Genomic DNA, 15,280 nt, shown 5'->3' with positions numbered 1-15,280 from the left:
CGGGTTGCCGGCCGGCGCGGCCGTGGGCGCTGGCCGGCATCGTGTCCGGGTCGGGCCCGACGTGTGCCTTCCTGTGCCCGTCGGCGGCCGCGGCGGTCGACGTCGGCACCGAGGTGTCGGGGGCGGGTGTGTGCCGCACGGTGCGGGTGGCCAGCGGGCCGGTGGCCGGTGCGCGGGTGGTCCCCGCACCCACCGAAGTGTGAATCTTTTCCCATTTTGTGCATTGGTTTGGCGCGTCCCTAAGAGGAGTTTAAGATAATCCGCGGTGACGGGAAGCGTTGAGCAAGATCACTCAAATGCATCGTCCGCCGGGCGCTCCGGCGGACGATTAATTCATGGGTCCCGCCGAGTTTTCCCGGCCCCGATTCGCGCTCATCGGGCCGGCGATTGCCGCCTCGTCACGGCGGGTGTGGACGCATCACCGATCCGAGACGTAACCGCCGCCCAACCGTGTTTGCGTGCTTGCGGCGAAGTGTTACCCACCGGGCGGAACATGAGATTCCGGGCGTTGGGCCGAGGGCTGGAACCGAGGAGGACTTTGTGAGCAGGTTTACCGAGAAGATGTACCGCAATGCCCGGTCCGCGACGACGGGCATGGTCACCGGTGAACCCCACGAACCGGTCCGCCACACCTGGGGCGAGGTCCACGAGCGCGCGCGCCGCATCGCCGGTGGCCTGGCCGCTGCCGGCATCGGGCCCGGTGACGCGGTCGGCGTGCTCGCGGGTTACCCGGTGGAGATCGCGCCGACGGCGCAGGGCCTGTGGATGCGTGGGGCCAGCCTGACCATGCTGCACCAGCCCACGCCGCGCACGGACCTGGCCGTGTGGGCCGAGGACACCATGAACGTCATCGGCATGATCGAGGCAAAGGCCGTCGTCGTCTCGGAGCCCTTCCTGGTGGCCATCCCGGTGCTCGAGGAAAAGGGTATTCAGGTCGTCACCGTCACCGACCTGCTCGCCGCCGAGCCGATCGACCCCGTCGAGGTCGGCGAGGACGCGCTCGCGCTGATGCAGCTGACGTCGGGATCCACCGGGTCACCCAAGGCCGTGCAGATCACTCACCGCAACATCTACTCCAACGCCGAGGCGATGTTCATCGGCGCCCAGTACGACGTCAACAAGGACGTCATGGTCAGCTGGCTGCCCTGCTTCCACGACATGGGCATGGTCGGCTTCCTCACCATCCCCATGTACTTCGGCGCCGAGCTGGTCAAGGTCACCCCGATGGACTTCCTGCGCGACACGCTGCTGTGGGCCAAGCTCATCGACAAGTACAAGGGCACCATGACCGCGGCGCCCAACTTCGCCTACGCGCTGCTGGCCAAGCGGTTGCGCCGCAACGCCAAGCCCGGCGACTTCGACCTGTCCACACTGCGGTTCGCGCTGTCCGGCGCCGAGCCCGTCGAACCCGCCGACGTCGAGGACCTGCTGGACGCCGGCGCGCCGTTCGGCCTGCGGCCCTCGGCGATCCTGCCCGCCTACGGCATGGCCGAAACCACGCTGGCCGTGTCGTTTTCGGAGTGCAATGCCGGTCTGGTCGTCGACGAGGTGGACGCCGACCTGTTGGCCGCTCTGCGCCGCGCCGTCCCGGCCACCAAGGGCAACACCCGCCGGCTGGCCACGCTCGGGCCGCTGTTGGCCGACCTCGAGGCGCGCATCATCGACGAGAACGGCGACGTGATGCCCGCCCGCGGCGTGGGTGTCATCGAGCTGCGTGGCGAATCGTTGACGCCCGGCTACCTCACCATGGGCGGTTTCATCTCGGCCCAGGACGAGAACGGCTGGTATGACACAGGTGATTTGGGCTACCTGACCGAGGAGGGTCACGTCGTGGTCTGCGGCCGAGTCAAGGACGTCATCATCATGGCGGGCCGCAACATCTATCCCACCGACATCGAGCGCGCCGCCTGCCGCGTAGAGGGCGTGCGGCCCGGCTGCGCCGTGGCGGTGCGGCTGGACGCCGGCCACTCCCGCGAGACCTTCGCCGTGGCGGTGGAGTCCAACGCCTTCCAGGATCAGGCCGAGGTGCGCCGCATCGAGCATCAGGTCGCCCGCGAGGTGGTGGCCGAGGTCGACGTGCGGCCGCGCAACGTGGTGGTGCTCGGGCCGGGCACCATCCCGAAGACGCCGTCGGGCAAGCTGCGCCGGTCGACCTCCGTCAGCCTGGTCACCTAGCCCGGCCTGGCCCGGCTACCAGGCGTGGACCTGGTTCTGCGCGGGCTCTAGCCCCACTTCGATCAGCAACTCGGTGGCATCGGCGGCCTGCTCGCAGATGGTGGGGACCTCGGCGCGCTCGGCGGCGCTGAAGGCTTCCAACACGAACGCCGCCGGGTCCTTGCGTCCCGGCGGACGGCCGATGCCGATGCGGACCCGTTGAAAGTCCTTGCTGCCCAAGGCGTTAACGACCGAGCGCAGACCGTTGTGGCCGCCTTCGCCGCCGCCGATCTTGAGCCGGATGCGCCCGAAGTCCAAGTCGAGGTCGTCGTGGATGACGATGAGGTCGCCCGGTGTCACCGAGTAGAACTTCGCCAACGGGCCGATCTGACGGCCGGATTCGTTCATGTAGCAACGCGGCTTGGCCACCACCACCGACCGCCCGGCGAGGCGGCCGCTGACGATCTCGGCGCCGGACCGCTTGTGCGCCTTGAACTTCGAACCCATCCGGGCCGCGAGCAGGTCGGCGACCATGAACCCGACGTTGTGCCGGGTGCGGGCGTAGTTGTCTCCGGGATTGCCCAGGCCGACCACCAGCAACGGCTCGGCCACGTTGTGATCCGCCTACTCGGACTCGGCTTCGGCGGCCTCGTCGTCGCCGGCCTCGGCCTCCGCTTCGCCTTCGGCGGCCGCCGCTTCCTCGGTGACCTCGCCCGCGCCCTCTTCGGCGAGTTCCTCGGCGGTCGGCGCGGTGACCACGTTGACCACCAGCGTCTCCGGGTCGGAGATCAGGTTGACGCCGCTGGGCAGGGTGATCTGTCCGGCGGTGAACTGGGTGCCCGGCTCGGCGCCCTCAACCGACACCGCCAGCTGCTCGGGAATCGACAGGGCGTCGGCCTCGATCTCGATGGCGCTGGCGTCCTGGGTCACCAGCGTGCCGGGCACGGGCTCGCCCTCGATGACGACGCGGACCTCGACGACGACCTTCTCGCCGCGACGCACGACCAGCAGGTCGGCGTGCTGAATGGTGCGGCGGATGGGGTGGATGTCGAGCGACTTCGTCAGGGCCAGCTGCTCGGAGCCCTCGATGTCGAGGGTCAGCACGGCGTTGGTGCCGGCGTGGCGCAGCACCGCGGCGAAGTCGTGGCCGGGCAGCTCCAGGTGCTGCGGGTCGGTGCCGTGGCCGTAGAGGACGGCCGGGATCTTGCCGTCGCGGCGGGCTCGCCGGGACGCGCCCTTGCCGGTCTCGCCGCGAACGGCGACCTTCAACTGGTTGAGTGCTTGCTTGGCCATCGTGTCGCTCCTGTGTGCTCGCCTGTGTTTCGGGGCACGGCCGGGGTCGCGACGATTCGTCGGTCTCCGTCGATAACGGTGCTGGTCAGCCAGCCACCCTCGCCGTGACGCCCGGCCAGGTTAGCGCATCCGCACCTCAGAGGGGAAATTTGGTCTTGGTGAGCTGCTCGGACAGCGACCACAGCGCCGCGGCGGTGGCGGTGTCGCGGGCGCGTCGGCTGCGGGCGACCGGTTGGGTGCGGCCCATCTGGCCGAAGCGGGGGCCGACGAAGGTGTCGCCGGGCAGATCCTGGGACGCCGCGTACAGCGTTTGGCGCGCGCCGAAGTCGGCGTTGGTGGCGACCACCCGCGTGACGGCCGACATCAGCGTGTCACCGAGCTTGCGCCCGGAGGCGCCCTGCAGGTTGGTGTGCGAGTAGCCGGGGTGGGCGGCGAGCGCGCGCAGCGGGGAGCCGGCCGCGGTCAGGCGGCGCTGCAGCTCGCTGGTGAACAGCAGGTTGGCGAGCTTGGACTGGCTGTAGGCCAGCCACGGCGAGTACCGCCGGTGCTGCCAATTCAGGTCGTCGAGGTTGATGCTTCCCGGCCAATGCGCCATCGACGACACCGTGACCACCCGGTCGGTCAGCTTGGGCAGCAGCAGGTTGGTCAGCGCGAAATGGCCGAGGTGATTGGTGCCGATCTGGGTCTCGAAGCCGTCGACCGTCAGCGCGAAGGGGGCGGCCATGATGCCGGCGTTGTTGATCAGCACATCGGCCTGGCTCACCCCGTCGGCGAACCGGTGCACCGACGACAGGTCCTGCAGGTCGAGCTCACGCACCTCGACCTGGCCGGCCATCTGACGGGCGGCGGTCTCGCCCTTGCGGATGTTGCGCACGGCCATGATGATCGTGGCCCCTCGTCGTGCCAGCTCGCGGGCGGTCACGAACCCCAACCCGCTGTTGGCACCGGTGACGATGACGGTTCGTTCGGCGAACGTCGGGAGATCTGCGGCGGTCCAGCCAGTCATGACTGAACAGTAGCGACATCGAACTCCAGCGGCAGAGTCATGGGCCCGGTGATTCCGCTGATGGCCTTCCACGGGACCGGGCCGGTGCAGCGGGGGTTGGGCATGCGTCGGGTGATTACCCGCAGCGCTTCGGTGAGTTCCAGGCGCGCGAGGTGTGCGCCGAGGCAGTAGTGCACTCCACCGCCGAAGGTGAGCATCGCCGGAGGCGCGTCGCGGGTGATGTCGACGCGGTCGGGCCGGTCGTACACGCTCGGGTCGCGGTTGGCCGCGGCGGTGTTGGCGAGCACCAAGGTGCCGGCGGGAATGCAGACTCCGGCCAGCTCTACGTCCTCGGCGGCCTGGCGGATGGTGCCGAAAATGATTGGGGAGTAACGCATCAGCTCATGGACTGCGTCGGCGGCCAGCTCGGGGCGCTCGGCAAGCAAAGCCCACTGGTCGGGGTGGTCGGCCAGCGTCTGCACCGCGGCGGCCAGCTGGTTGCGCGTGGTGTCGGTGCCGGCGCCGAGCAGCGTCGCGCACAGCATCAGCAGTTCGTCGTGGGTCAGCCGGTCACCGTCGTCTTCGGTGCGAATGAGCTCGGAGATCAGGTCGTCGGACAGCGATGTGCGTCGCCGCGCGATCAGTTCCTCGAGGTAGGCGTCGAGCTGATCCCACGCGGCCAGGATCGCCGGGCCGTCCTCGGCGACGTTCCAATCGAAGATCTTCTTGATGTCATCGGTCCAGGCGCTGAACAGTGGCCAGTCTTCGGGTGGTGCGCCCAACAGCGCGCAGATGACCGGCGTGGGGTAGCGGCGCGCGATGTCGGAGACGACGTCGCAGTGCCCGATGGCGGTGAGTGGTTCGACCAACCCGGTGATGATGTCGACGACGAGCGCGCGCAGCCGCTCGGCGCCCCGGGGTGCGAAAGCCTTGGACACCAGCCGGCGCAGCCGATGATGCGCGTCGCCGTCGAGCCCGAGGATATTGCTGATCGCCCGGTCCCACAGCGGGCCCGAGGTGACGCCTTGCAGGTCGAGCCCGAGGCCGCGGGCGGTGACGAATCTGCTGTCGCGCAACACGGTTCGGACCAGGTCGTAGCTGAGCACTTCCGGTCCGTGCGGGCCAATCGCGATCGGCGACAGCTCGCGGGCGGCGTCGATGACGTGGTGCGCCTCGTTGGGGTCGGTGAGGTGGTCATAGGCGATGACGGGCAGGCCGGCGTCGAAAACGTTCCGGCAGGTGGTCGTTTGGGCGATGGTCATCGGGGTCTCCTCGGTCGGGTTGAGTCGACTATCCGGCCCGCCGCGGCGAAGACCATCCGCCACGGCGCGCATATTTTGCGCGTAGGGGGTCGTAGATCCGGGGCCAGCGAGGGTGGATCTGCGCGCTCTGGCCGATGTTTTGCCCCGTCGAAGGCACAATCCTGGCTAACATGAGCCAACACGCGGAGATAACGCCGCTAACCTGGGACGATTTGGGCGTGGTCGAGTTGCTGCCGACCGGAACGGTGACATTGCTGCTGGCCGATGTTGAGGGCTCGACGCGGCTATGGGAAACGCAACCCGCGCAGATGACCGACGCGCTGGCCCGGCTCAACAAGACAGTGAACGAGTCGGTCGCTGCGCATGACGGGGTGCGCCCGCTCGAACAGGGTGAGGGCGATAGCTTTGTGGCCGCGTTCGCCCGGGCATCGGATGCGGTGGCGTGTGCGCTGGAGTTGCAGCGCGCCCAGTTGGCGCCGATCCGGGTGCGCATCGGCATACACACCGGTGAGATCCAATTGCGCGACGACGCGAATTATGCGGGGCCGACGATCAACCGCACCGCGCGGCTGCGTGACTTGGCCCATGGCGGGCAGACCGTGTTGTCGGGCGCGACCGAATCGATGGTGATGGACCGGCTGCCCGACGACGTGTGGCTCGCCGATCTGGGTAGCTACCCGTTGCGCGATGTACCGCGTCCGGAGCGTGTTGTCCAACTGTGCCACCCTGATCTGCGCAATGACTTCCCGCCGCTTCGGGTGCGTACTGCGGTTGCGTCGCACAACCTTCCGGCCCAGCTGACGAGTTTTGTTGGGCGCCAACATCAAATGAAGGAATTGCAGCAACTAGTTGGCGGCAACCGGCTGGTCACCTTGACCGGCGCAGGCGGCGCGGGCAAGACCAGGCTTTCCGTGGAAGTCGCCGCTGCGCTCAATGGCGAATTTTCCGATGGGATCTGGTACGTCGACCTGGCCCCCATCACCAATTCTGCCGTGGCGCCATTGACAGTCGCCCGCACCTTGGGGCTGCCCGATCAGCCTGGGCGCTCCACGGTGGACCTGCTCTTACGGTTCTTCGGCGACAAACGGATGTTGCTGGTGCTGGACAACTGTGAGCATCTGCTCGACGCATCCGTGGCGATGGTCGTCGAATTACTTGCGGCGTGCCCGAATCTGGCGATTCTGACGACCAGCCGTGAACCGCTCGGAGTCGCCGGAGAGTTGACGTGGCGTGTTCCTTCATTGTCGCTTAACGACGAAGCGATCGAGCTGTTCACCGACCGTGCCCGTCGTGCGCGCCCCGATTTCGTTGTGGACCAGGACAACACCCCGCAGGTGATCGAAATCTGCGCGCGATTGGATGGCATGCCGTTAGCGATCGAACTTGCGGCGGCCCGGGTTCGCGCGCTGTCGCCTGACCAGATCTTGGACAGCCTGCATGACCGGTTCCGCCTGCTGACCGGAGGTGCACGCACCGCGGTGCGCCGCCAGCAGACGCTGCGGGCGTCGGTGGATTGGTCGCACGCGCTGCTGACCGAGCCCGAGCAGGTGCTGTTTCGACGGCTGGCGGCATTCGCCGGCGGCTTCGACTTCGACGCCGCCCAATCCGTTGGCGCCGACGGTGAAGTGGAGCGGTATCAATTGCTGGACCAGCTGAGCCTTTTGGTCGACAAATCTTTGGTGGTCGCCGACGACACCGGCACCGGAATGCGATACCGATTGCTGGAGACCGTGCGCCAGTACGCTCAGGAGAAGCTCGGTGAGTCCGGCGAGGCCACCCAGGTGCGCACCCGCCACCGTGACTACTACACCACCAGGGCTATCGCATTAGCGACTCGGGGGCTGGCCGGCGTTGATCCGCTAATACGTTGGGCGCAGCTGGAAATCGAGAATCTACGAACCGCTTACGGTTGGAGCCGGGAGAATTCGGACATCGAAACAGCGATGCGGCTCATCCTGTCGCTGCAACCATTGTGGTTGCGGACCGGCCGTGTCGGTGAAGCACTGGCGGGTTTGGATGCTGTCTTGACTGACGAGGGGCCCTTGCCTATCCCACCTGCCGTGCGGGCGGGGGCGGTGATCGAGCGACAGTTCCTGGCTGCTTGGTTGGGCCTTCCAACGGAACTGAGTGCGGCGCAGGACGCGTTGGTCGTCGCTCGTCAGCTCAACGACCCGGCATTGATCATCCGTGCCCTCATCACATGCGCGATGACCGCCGTCTACACGCCCGAGGTGGTCCAGCGCTACTTCGCCGAAGCAACCGGACTGGTCCGCGCGGCTGGAGACCGGTGGACCCTATGCCAAATCTTGAGTCACCAGGCGACGGCTAGCGCCATGTCCGGTGAACCGACCGCAGCACGTGCGGCTGCCGAAGAAGGACGCGACCTCGCCGATGCGCTCGGCGATCGGTTCTACTCACGGAACTGCCGAACTTGGCTTGTCGTAGCGCTGATGATGCAGGGAAACCTTGTCGAAGCGGCCGAAATCGCACGCTGCTTGGCCACCGAGGCCGCGGAGGCCGGGGATGTGTTGATGAATGTTTATGGATGCCTAGTGCATGGCGTGGTACTGGCTCGCCAAGGCCACGGGCCCGCTGCGCACGCAGCCGGGCAATCCGCGGGGATAGCCGCGGAGGTGTTGGGCGGAGTCTCCGAAGACTCGGTGTATGCGGTCCTGGCTGACGCCGCTTTGGCCGCTGGCGATGGGACTGCCGCAATGCAGTTCTGCGAGAAGGCATGGGAGCACAGCAATCCACTGCGGGAAGTGTTCACCAGATCCACCAACCCGATCGCCCAAGCGGCCTTAGCAAGCGGTGATGTGCCCACAGCGCGCCGCTGGGCCGACGAGAACATCGCATTAACACCGGGCTGGCAACGAGTGCCGGCGCTGGTAGTACGCGCCTACATTGCGCTGGCCCAGGATGATCCGGGGCAGGCTGAGCGTGACGCTCACCAGGCTCTCACGATCGCCGACGGCACCTGCGGATATTTGCATGTTGACGACGCCTTGGAATGTCTCGCCCGCTTGGCCGCCGCCAACGGCAGTCACCAGCACGCGGCGCGTCTGTTGGGCGCAGCCGAGGCCATACGGCAACGCATGGACCACCCCCGCTTCCCGATGTATGAGGCAGATTACGCGTCGACCGTGGCGAAGATCCGGGAAGCGTTGGCGCAAAAAGACTTTGACGCCGTATGGGCCGAAGGCGCGGCTTTATCCACCGAGGAGGCCATCACTTACGCGCAACGCGGCCGCGGCGAGCGCAAGCGTCCCGCCGCCGGCTGGGGATCGCTTACCCCCATGGAAACCGATGTGGTGCGGCTGGTGCAGGAAGGCTTGGGCAACAAGGAGATCGGCGCCCGGCTGTTCATTTCGCCCCGGACGGTGCAGACGCACCTCACCCATGTCTACGCGAAGCTGGGCCTGACGTCGCGCGTTCAGCTCGTCCAGGAGGCCGGTAGGCACGCCTGAGTTACTTTGCCGCGACGACGAATCCGTTGATGATCGTGTTGATGTCGGTTGACTGCGCGGCGGCCTGATCGGCGAAGCCGGTGATGGTCAGCTGCACCAGGTAACGCTGATGGGCGGGCGGCGATCCGGTCGCGATGACGATGCGGTTCCAGCTGTGCAGCCGCATGCCACCCTCGAGATCGTAGCTGCCCTGGATCATCGAGGAGGGAAAGCCGTGGTAGGGCGCGCCGGAGGCGTCCAGCTGCTTGAAGTTCGGGAACAGTTGCGCGTCGTCGTTGCCGTGCTTGATCACCTGGGCCGGATCGAACTCGCCGTTGAGCTTGAACACCACCAGCCGCGCCGTCGGAAACTTGCCGCCTTGGGAGATGATCAGCGTTTGTGGGCTGATGTTCGGGCTGGTGAACGGCGACCAGCCCGGCGGTGTCGGTATCGACACCGTCAGGTCGGGCAGCGATCCCACCGCCACCGGTTCCCCGGTCACCCCGATGCTCTGCAGATATTGCGACAACGGAACCGGCTTCTCAGCCGGCTTGGTCGTTGTCGCCGTCGACGTGGTCGACAGGATCGATTGGTAGTCAGTCGGTTTCGGTGCACAGCCGCCGGACGAGAAAGCCGCCGCAACCATCGCGGCAGCGGCCATGCGCCGGCCGAGCCGAGTCACAGAATCTCGCGGACCGCGTCGATCGGGCGGGCCAGCCGAGTGCCCTTCGGCGTGACGACGAAGGGTCGTTCGATGAGGATGGGGTGTTCGGCCATGGCGTCGAGCAACTGATCGTCGGTGGCGTCGGCGAGGTTGAGCTCGTCGTAGAGGGATTCCCGCTTGCGCACGGCGGTGCGCACGTCGATGCCGGCGTCGCGGATCAACTTCACCAGCTCGCCGCGCGACGGTGGGGTCTTGAGGTATTGGACGACGGTGGGCTCAATGCCGTTGTCGCGCAATAGGTCCAGCGTCTTGCGGGAGGTGCTGCATTTCGGGTTGTGGTAGATGACGGAGTCGGCCATCTAGGCGTCCCCGTCGAAAAGCCCTGTGACCGAGCCGTTTTCGAAGACGGCGCGGATGGTGCTGGCCAGTAGCGGCGCGATGGACAGCACGGTCAACTGCGGGAAACGCTTCTCCTCGCCGATGGGCAGGGTGTTCGTCACGATCACTTCCCGGGCGCCGCAGGCGGCCAGCCGCTCGGCGGCCGGATCGGAGAGCACACCGTGGGTGGCCGCGATGATCACGTCACCGGCGCCCTCGTCGCGCAGCAACTTGACCGCGCCGGCGATGGTGCCACCGGTGTCGATCATGTCGTCGATCAGCACGCAGGTGCGTCCGGCCACCTCACCGACGACGCGGTTGGACACCACCTGGTTGGGCACCCGCGGGTCGCGGGTCTTGTGAATGAAGGCCAGCGGGACGCCGCCCAGCGAGTCGGCCCATTTCTCGGCGATGCGCACCCGGCCGGAGTCGGGCGAGACGACCACCATGTTGCCGTCGGGGTAGTTGTCGCGGATGTAACCGGTCAGCAGGTTCTGTCCGCGCATGTGGTCGACGGGTCCGTCGAAGAAGCCCTGGATCTGGTCGGTGTGCAGGTCGACGGTCACGATCCGGTCCGCGCCGGCGGTCTTGAGCAGGTCGGCGACCAGCCGCGCCGAGATCGGCTCGCGACCCCGGTGCTTCTTGTCCTGCCGGGCGTAGGGGTAGAACGGCATGACGGCGGTGATCCGCTTGGCGCTGCCCCGCTTGAGCGCGTCGATCATGATCAGCTGTTCCATCAGCCAGTTGTTGACCGGATCCGGCGCCGACTGCAGGACGAACGCGTCGCAGCCGCGCACGGATTCGTGGAACCGCACGAAGATCTCGCCGTTGGCGAACTCGCGCGCCGTCTGAGCGGTGACGTGGACGTCGAGCTCCTTGGCCACCTGCTCGGCCAGCTCCGGATGCGCACGGCCGGAGAAGAGCATCAAATTTTTGCGGTTATCGGTCCAGTCGTGGCTCAACGCACTGCCCTCGCCATATCGGGGTGGGGAATGGAACGCCCCATCGTACGAGGCGAATCGTACGGAAATGTGGCCGGGTTGCCAGCGAACGAATGCACGGTGTCTAGTCGGCTTCTGGCGGGGGGCCCGCCGTGGCAGTTTGACCGGCGGCTTTCTCGGCGGCCTCGGCCGCTTGCGCGGCCGCACTGCCGGGGCGCTTGCGGCGTACCCAACCCTCGATGTTGCGCTGCGGACCGGCCGAGACCGCCAGCGTTCCGGGTGGGACGTCGTTGCGCACCACCGTGCCCGCGCCGGTGTAGGCGCCGTCGCCGACCGTCACCGGCGCCACGAACATGGTGTCCGAGCCGGTGCGCACGTGCGAGCCGATGGTCGTCCGCCGCTTCGATTCGCCGTCGTAGTTGACGAACACGCTGGACGCGCCGATGTTGCTGTGTTCGCCGATGTCGGCGTCCCCGACATAGGTCAGGTGCGGCACCTTGGACCCGGTGCCGATGGTGGCGTTTTTGGTCTCGACGAACGCCCCGAGCTTGCCGTCGTCGCCCAGCACGGTGCCCGGCCGCAGGTAGGTGAAGGGGCCGACGGTCGCGCCGGCCCCGATGGACGACGATGTGCCGTGGGTGCGCACCACCGAGGCGCCGTCGCCGACGCTGACGTCGGTCAGGGTGGTGTCCGGCCCCACGACGCAATGCGCGCCGACCTGGGTGCGGCCCAGCAGCTGCGTGCCCGGGTGGACGACGGTGTCGCGACCGATGGTGACGTCGACGTCGATCCAGGTGGTGGCCGGGTCGACGACGGTCACGCCGGCCATCTGATGGGCCGCGATGATGCGGCGGTTGAGCTCGGCGCCCAGCTGCGCGAGCTGGACGCGGTTGTTGACACCGGCCACCAGCGCGCTGTCGTCGACGTGGCGGGCGTGGATTGCCAGGCCGTCGCCGCGCAGGATGGCGATGACGTCGGTCAGGTAGAGCTCCTGCTGGGCGTTGTTGGAGCTCAACCGGTTCAACGCCGAGCGCAGCGCCGCGGTGTCGAAGGCGTAGACGCCCGCGTTGACCTCGCGGATCTCGCGCTGCGAGGGCGTGGCGTCGGCGTGTTCCACGATCGCCATCACCTCGTTGTCCTGCGTGCGCAGGATGCGGCCGTAGCCGCTCGGGTCGCTCACCGTCGTGGTCAGCACCGTGACCGCCGCCGGCGCGGCGCTGTGGCTGGCGATCAGGTCGGCCAGGGTGTCGGCGTCGAGCAGCGGGGTGTCCCCCGAGGTGACGACGAGCACCCCGGCGTAGTCGGCGGGCAGCGCGGGCAGCCCGCACAGGACCGCGTCTCCGGTGCCGCGGGGCCGGTCCTGCAGCGCCACGTCGATCGGACGTCCCAGGGCGTCGGCCCAGTCGGCGACCAGCGGCGCGATGCGCTCGTGGTCGTGGCCCAACACGACGGCCAGGTGCTGGGGAGCCACCTTGGCGATCGCGTGCAGCAGGTGGGCCAGCATGCTGCGCCCACCGATGGTGTGCAGGACTTTCGGGGTGTCCGACCGCATCCGGGTGCCGGGCCCGGCCGCTAGCACCAGGACCGCGGTGTCACCAGGAGACGACATCGACCCTCCTCGTTGGGTTTGTCCGCGCGGGCTGCGCGCGTCAAGCGCCGACACGCCGTCAAGCGTGTCACCTCAGCTGCGGTGAAGGCAAAAAACTTGAGCCGTAGAACGACTCTTCAGGTCAACCCGTCGACTGTGGGCCCTGCGTAGGGAAACTTCGGTCGTTTCGTGCCCAGGCCCCACACTCGATGCGGACGAAGCTCCGTCGCCAGGACTCGAACCTGAACTATCTGAACCAAAATCAGAGGTGCTGCCGATTACACCACGACGGATCGCTAACCCACGGCGAGCGGCGGGTTGGGCCGCTCGCGCCAAGATGACTTTAGTCCGACGGGGGTGCGGGCCGCTTGCGGGCTGAGCCGGAGTCCGGCAAATCCCGGCGCAGTCCGACGCCGATGCGGGCCGCTTGCCCGCTGTCGACCGATACGCTGATTGACGTGGCCGTGCTGGACCCCCAAACGCAGAAGGACCCGGACAAAGAGGTGCGGGCGCCGCGCGCGCGGATGACCGGCACCGAGCGCCGCCAACAGCTGATCGGCATCGCACGCACGCTGTTCGCCGAGCGCGGGTACGAGGGCACCTCGATCGAGGAGATCGCGCTGCGCGCCAACGTGTCCAAGCCGGTCGTCTACGAGCACTTCGGCGGCAAGGAAGGCCTTTACGCCGTGGTCGTCGACCGGGAGATGTCGGCGCTGCTGGACGGCATCACGTCGTCGCTGACCAACAACCGGTCGCGGGTGCGGATCGAGCGGGTGGCGCTGGCGCTGCTTACCTACGTCGAAGAGCGCACCGACGGGTTCCGGATCATGATCCGCGACTCGCCGGCCGCGATCAGTTCCGGCACCTACTCCAGCCTGCTCAACGACGCCGTCAATCAGGTCAGCTCGATCCTGGCCGGTGACTTCTCCCGCCGCGGCCTGGACCCCGGGCTGGCGCCGCTATACGCGCAGGCGCTGGTCGGCTCGGTGTCGATGACGGCGCAGTGGTGGCTCGACACCCGCGAGCCGAAGAAGGAAGTGGTGGCCGCGCACCTGGTCAACCTGATGTGGAACGGCCTGACCCACCTGGAAGCCGATCCCCGGCTGCAGGACGAGTAGGCGGCAGGTGCCGTCAGCCGGCCCGCCCGGCTAGCCGCAGTCGCGGGCCAGCAGGTCGGCCACCGTCTCGCGGCGAACCAGCTCGCGGGCCCGCCCGTCCTTGACCGCCACCAGCGCCGGGCGCCCGACCATGTTGTAGTTCGACGCCATGCTGTGGTGATAGGCGCCGGTGCAGGCCACCGCCAGCAGGTCGCCGGGGTGCAGGTCCGCGGGAAGCTCGACGTCGCGGGCGATCTCGTCGCCCGACTCACAGTGCCGTCCGGCCACGGTGACGCGCTGCTTGAGGCCGAGCGGGTGCCGGTTCGCCAGCGCGACCGTGTATCGCGCGCCGTACAACGACACCCGCGGGTTGTCGCTCATGCCGCCGTCGACCGCGACGAAGGTGCGCCCACCCGGCTGGGCTTTGATCGAGCACACCCGGTACAGCGTGACGCCGGCCCGCCCGCTGATGGCCCGGCCGGGTTCCACCACGATCTGCGGCCGCGGGAAACGTTCGGCGGCGCAGGCCTCGTCGACTGAGTTCTCGATGACGTCGGACAGTTGCTCGAGATTCAGTTCGGGATCGCCGGCGACGTAGGGGATGCCGTGCCCGCCGCCGATGTTCAGCTCGGTGAGGATGACGCCGTGGCGGGCCCGGATGTCGGCCATTGCAGCAATCATCCGGCGGATCGCTTCGCCGTACAGGGCGGGGTCGGTGACCTGCGAGCCGATATGGCAATGCAGCCCGACCAAGTCGAGGATGGGGTGCGACAGCACCCGCTGGGCCGCGACGTCGGCCCGGTCGCCGTGCAGCGTGAATCCGAACTTCTGGTCGCTGACGCCGGTGGTGACCGCGCGGTGGCCGTGGATGTCGATGTCGGGGGTGACCCGGATGAGCACCGGCTGGCGGCGTTGCGCCAGGCCGGCGAGGTAAGCGATCTCCATGCCGGAGTCCAGCACGATGCGCCCCACGCCGACGCGCACCGCTTCATGCAACTCCTCGGGCGATTTGGCGTTGCCGTGCATGACGATGCGGTCCGGGTCGACTCCACCGGCGAGGGCGACGGCCAGCTCGCCGGTGGAGCAGACGTCGACGCCGAGTCCCTCCTCGCGCGCCCAGCGGGCCACCCCGGTGCTCAGCAGCGACTTTGCGGCGTAGACGACCTCGACGCCGCGCAGGGTCTTGCGGTAACGGCGGGCGCGATGCCGGAAGTCGGATTCGTCGACGACGTAGGCCGGGGTTAAGAACTCGTCGGCGATGTCGGCCAGGGGTACTCCGCCGACGCACAGCCTGCCCTCCTCGTCGGGGTGGGCGGTGACGGGCCAGATCGCGGGATCGAAACGCGGGGGAGCCGCGTGACCGAGGGACGGCAGGATGTCCAGCAGTGTCATGAATTCAACGTGCGCCCCCGGGTAGTCCGGTGGTGGTTTTCTTACGATCCTTTGACGGCGGCGAGCCCGATTTTGACGTG

The 15,280-nt window shown here is 67.8% G+C and carries 12 protein-coding genes, 1 tRNA gene and 1 pseudogene; 4 read left to right on the top strand and 10 right to left on the bottom strand.

Translation table 11 applies throughout. The features are described 5' to 3' along the window. Positions 1–203: pseudogene (locus DQP58_RS14955) on the top strand (hypothetical protein); the annotation flags it as partial. Positions 204–540: 337 nt separating this feature from the next. Beyond that, positions 541–2,175 carry a fatty acyl-AMP ligase gene (locus DQP58_RS14945; RefSeq protein WP_112709105.1) on the top strand — a complete coding sequence of 545 codons (1,635 nt, stop codon included), beginning with the start codon at positions 541–543 and terminating at the stop codon, positions 2,173–2,175. A 15-nt stretch (positions 2,176–2,190) separates the two neighbouring features. On the opposite strand, the gene pth is transcribed toward DQP58_RS14945, so the two are convergent. The 4 genes from pth to DQP58_RS14925 form a co-directional block, all read right to left on the bottom strand. Continuing rightward, complete coding sequence (gene pth, locus DQP58_RS14940; RefSeq protein ID WP_112709104.1) at positions 2,191–2,766, bottom strand: aminoacyl-tRNA hydrolase; 576 nt, start codon at positions 2,764–2,766, stop codon at positions 2,191–2,193. Between the two features lie 12 nt (positions 2,767–2,778). Next, complete coding sequence (locus tag DQP58_RS14935) at positions 2,779–3,447, bottom strand: 50S ribosomal protein L25/general stress protein Ctc (protein WP_112709103.1); 669 nt, start codon at positions 3,445–3,447, stop codon at positions 2,779–2,781. 136 nt (positions 3,448–3,583) lie between these two features. Next, complete coding sequence (locus DQP58_RS14930; RefSeq protein ID WP_112709102.1) at positions 3,584–4,453, bottom strand: oxidoreductase; 870 nt, start codon at positions 4,451–4,453, stop codon at positions 3,584–3,586. Beyond that, positions 4,450–5,694 (bottom strand): cytochrome P450, encoded by a 1,245-nt coding sequence (locus DQP58_RS14925; RefSeq protein WP_112709101.1) that lies wholly within the window; start codon positions 5,692–5,694, stop codon positions 4,450–4,452. Before DQP58_RS14925 ends, DQP58_RS14930 begins: the two co-directional genes overlap by 4 nt. A gap of 170 nt (positions 5,695–5,864) precedes the next feature. On the opposite strand from DQP58_RS14925, the gene DQP58_RS14920 reads away from it, so the two are divergent. Then, positions 5,865–9,161 (top strand): helix-turn-helix transcriptional regulator, encoded by a 3,297-nt coding sequence (locus DQP58_RS14920; protein ID WP_112709100.1) that lies wholly within the window; start codon positions 5,865–5,867, stop codon positions 9,159–9,161. A 1-nt stretch (position 9,162) separates the two neighbouring features. Here the strand turns inward: DQP58_RS14920 and DQP58_RS14915 are convergent, their stop codons facing one another. From DQP58_RS14915 to DQP58_RS14895, 5 genes are all read right to left on the bottom strand, one after another. Continuing rightward, positions 9,163–9,801: an LpqN/LpqT family lipoprotein gene (locus DQP58_RS14915; protein ID WP_112709108.1), complete on the bottom strand. Its 639-nt coding sequence runs from the start codon at positions 9,799–9,801 to the stop codon at positions 9,163–9,165. Between the two features lie 17 nt (positions 9,802–9,818). After that, a complete protein-coding gene (gene arsC, locus DQP58_RS14910; RefSeq protein WP_112709099.1) occupies positions 9,819–10,163 on the bottom strand; it encodes an arsenate reductase (glutaredoxin) in 345 nt (114 codons plus the stop codon). Beyond that, positions 10,164–11,144, bottom strand: coding sequence for a ribose-phosphate diphosphokinase (locus DQP58_RS14905; RefSeq protein WP_064953125.1), 981 nt, complete (start codon positions 11,142–11,144; stop codon positions 10,164–10,166). It lies immediately after the preceding gene. A gap of 103 nt (positions 11,145–11,247) precedes the next feature. After that, positions 11,248–12,732 (bottom strand): bifunctional UDP-N-acetylglucosamine diphosphorylase/glucosamine-1-phosphate N-acetyltransferase GlmU, encoded by a 1,485-nt coding sequence (gene glmU, locus DQP58_RS14900; RefSeq protein WP_112709098.1) that lies wholly within the window; start codon positions 12,730–12,732, stop codon positions 11,248–11,250. 200 nt (positions 12,733–12,932) lie between these two features. Next, positions 12,933–13,004: transfer RNA gene (locus tag DQP58_RS14895), tRNA-Gln, on the bottom strand. 231 nt (positions 13,005–13,235) lie between these two features. Between DQP58_RS14895 and DQP58_RS14890 the strand changes: the two genes are divergently transcribed. Then, positions 13,236–13,829: a TetR/AcrR family transcriptional regulator gene (locus tag DQP58_RS14890; RefSeq protein WP_133259375.1), complete on the top strand. Its 594-nt coding sequence runs from the start codon at positions 13,236–13,238 to the stop codon at positions 13,827–13,829. A 30-nt stretch (positions 13,830–13,859) separates the two neighbouring features. Here DQP58_RS14890 and lysA read toward each other — a convergent pair whose 3' ends face one another. Then, positions 13,860–15,200 carry a diaminopimelate decarboxylase gene (gene lysA, locus DQP58_RS14885; protein WP_112709097.1) on the bottom strand — a complete coding sequence of 447 codons (1,341 nt, stop codon included), beginning with the start codon at positions 15,198–15,200 and terminating at the stop codon, positions 13,860–13,862. Positions 15,201–15,280: the final 80 nt, after the last annotated feature.

The sequence above is a fragment of the Mycobacterium colombiense genome (assembly GCF_003284975.1).
GTDB classification, from domain to species: Bacteria; Actinomycetota; Actinomycetes; order Mycobacteriales; family Mycobacteriaceae; genus Mycobacterium; species Mycobacterium europaeum_A.
Note: the sequence above shows the minus strand (reverse complement) of the source record. Positions and strands in the feature narration are given on the sequence as shown.

Excerpts from the sequence above, each read along its gene's own strand:
- DQP58_RS14935 (WP_112709103.1), bottom strand. The coding sequence starts at position 3,447 with ATGGCCAAGCAAGCACTCAACCAGTTGAAGGTCGCCGTTCGCGGCGAG.
- DQP58_RS14930 (WP_112709102.1), bottom strand. The coding sequence starts at position 4,453 with ATGACTGGCTGGACCGCCGCAGATCTCCCGACGTTCGCCGAACGAACC.
- DQP58_RS14925 (WP_112709101.1), bottom strand. The coding sequence starts at position 5,694 with ATGACCATCGCCCAAACGACCACCTGCCGGAACGTTTTCGACGCCGGC.
- DQP58_RS14920 (WP_112709100.1), top strand. The coding sequence starts at position 5,865 with ATGAGCCAACACGCGGAGATAACGCCGCTAACCTGGGACGATTTGGGC.
- DQP58_RS14915 (WP_112709108.1), bottom strand. The coding sequence starts at position 9,801 with ATGGCCGCTGCCGCGATGGTTGCGGCGGCTTTCTCGTCCGGCGGCTGT.
- arsC (WP_112709099.1), bottom strand. The coding sequence starts at position 10,163 with ATGGCCGACTCCGTCATCTACCACAACCCGAAATGCAGCACCTCCCGC.
- glmU (WP_112709098.1), bottom strand. The coding sequence starts at position 12,732 with ATGTCGTCTCCTGGTGACACCGCGGTCCTGGTGCTAGCGGCCGGGCCC.
- DQP58_RS14890 (WP_133259375.1), top strand. The coding sequence starts at position 13,236 with ATGACCGGCACCGAGCGCCGCCAACAGCTGATCGGCATCGCACGCACG.
- lysA (WP_112709097.1), bottom strand. The coding sequence starts at position 15,200 with ATGACACTGCTGGACATCCTGCCGTCCCTCGGTCACGCGGCTCCCCCG.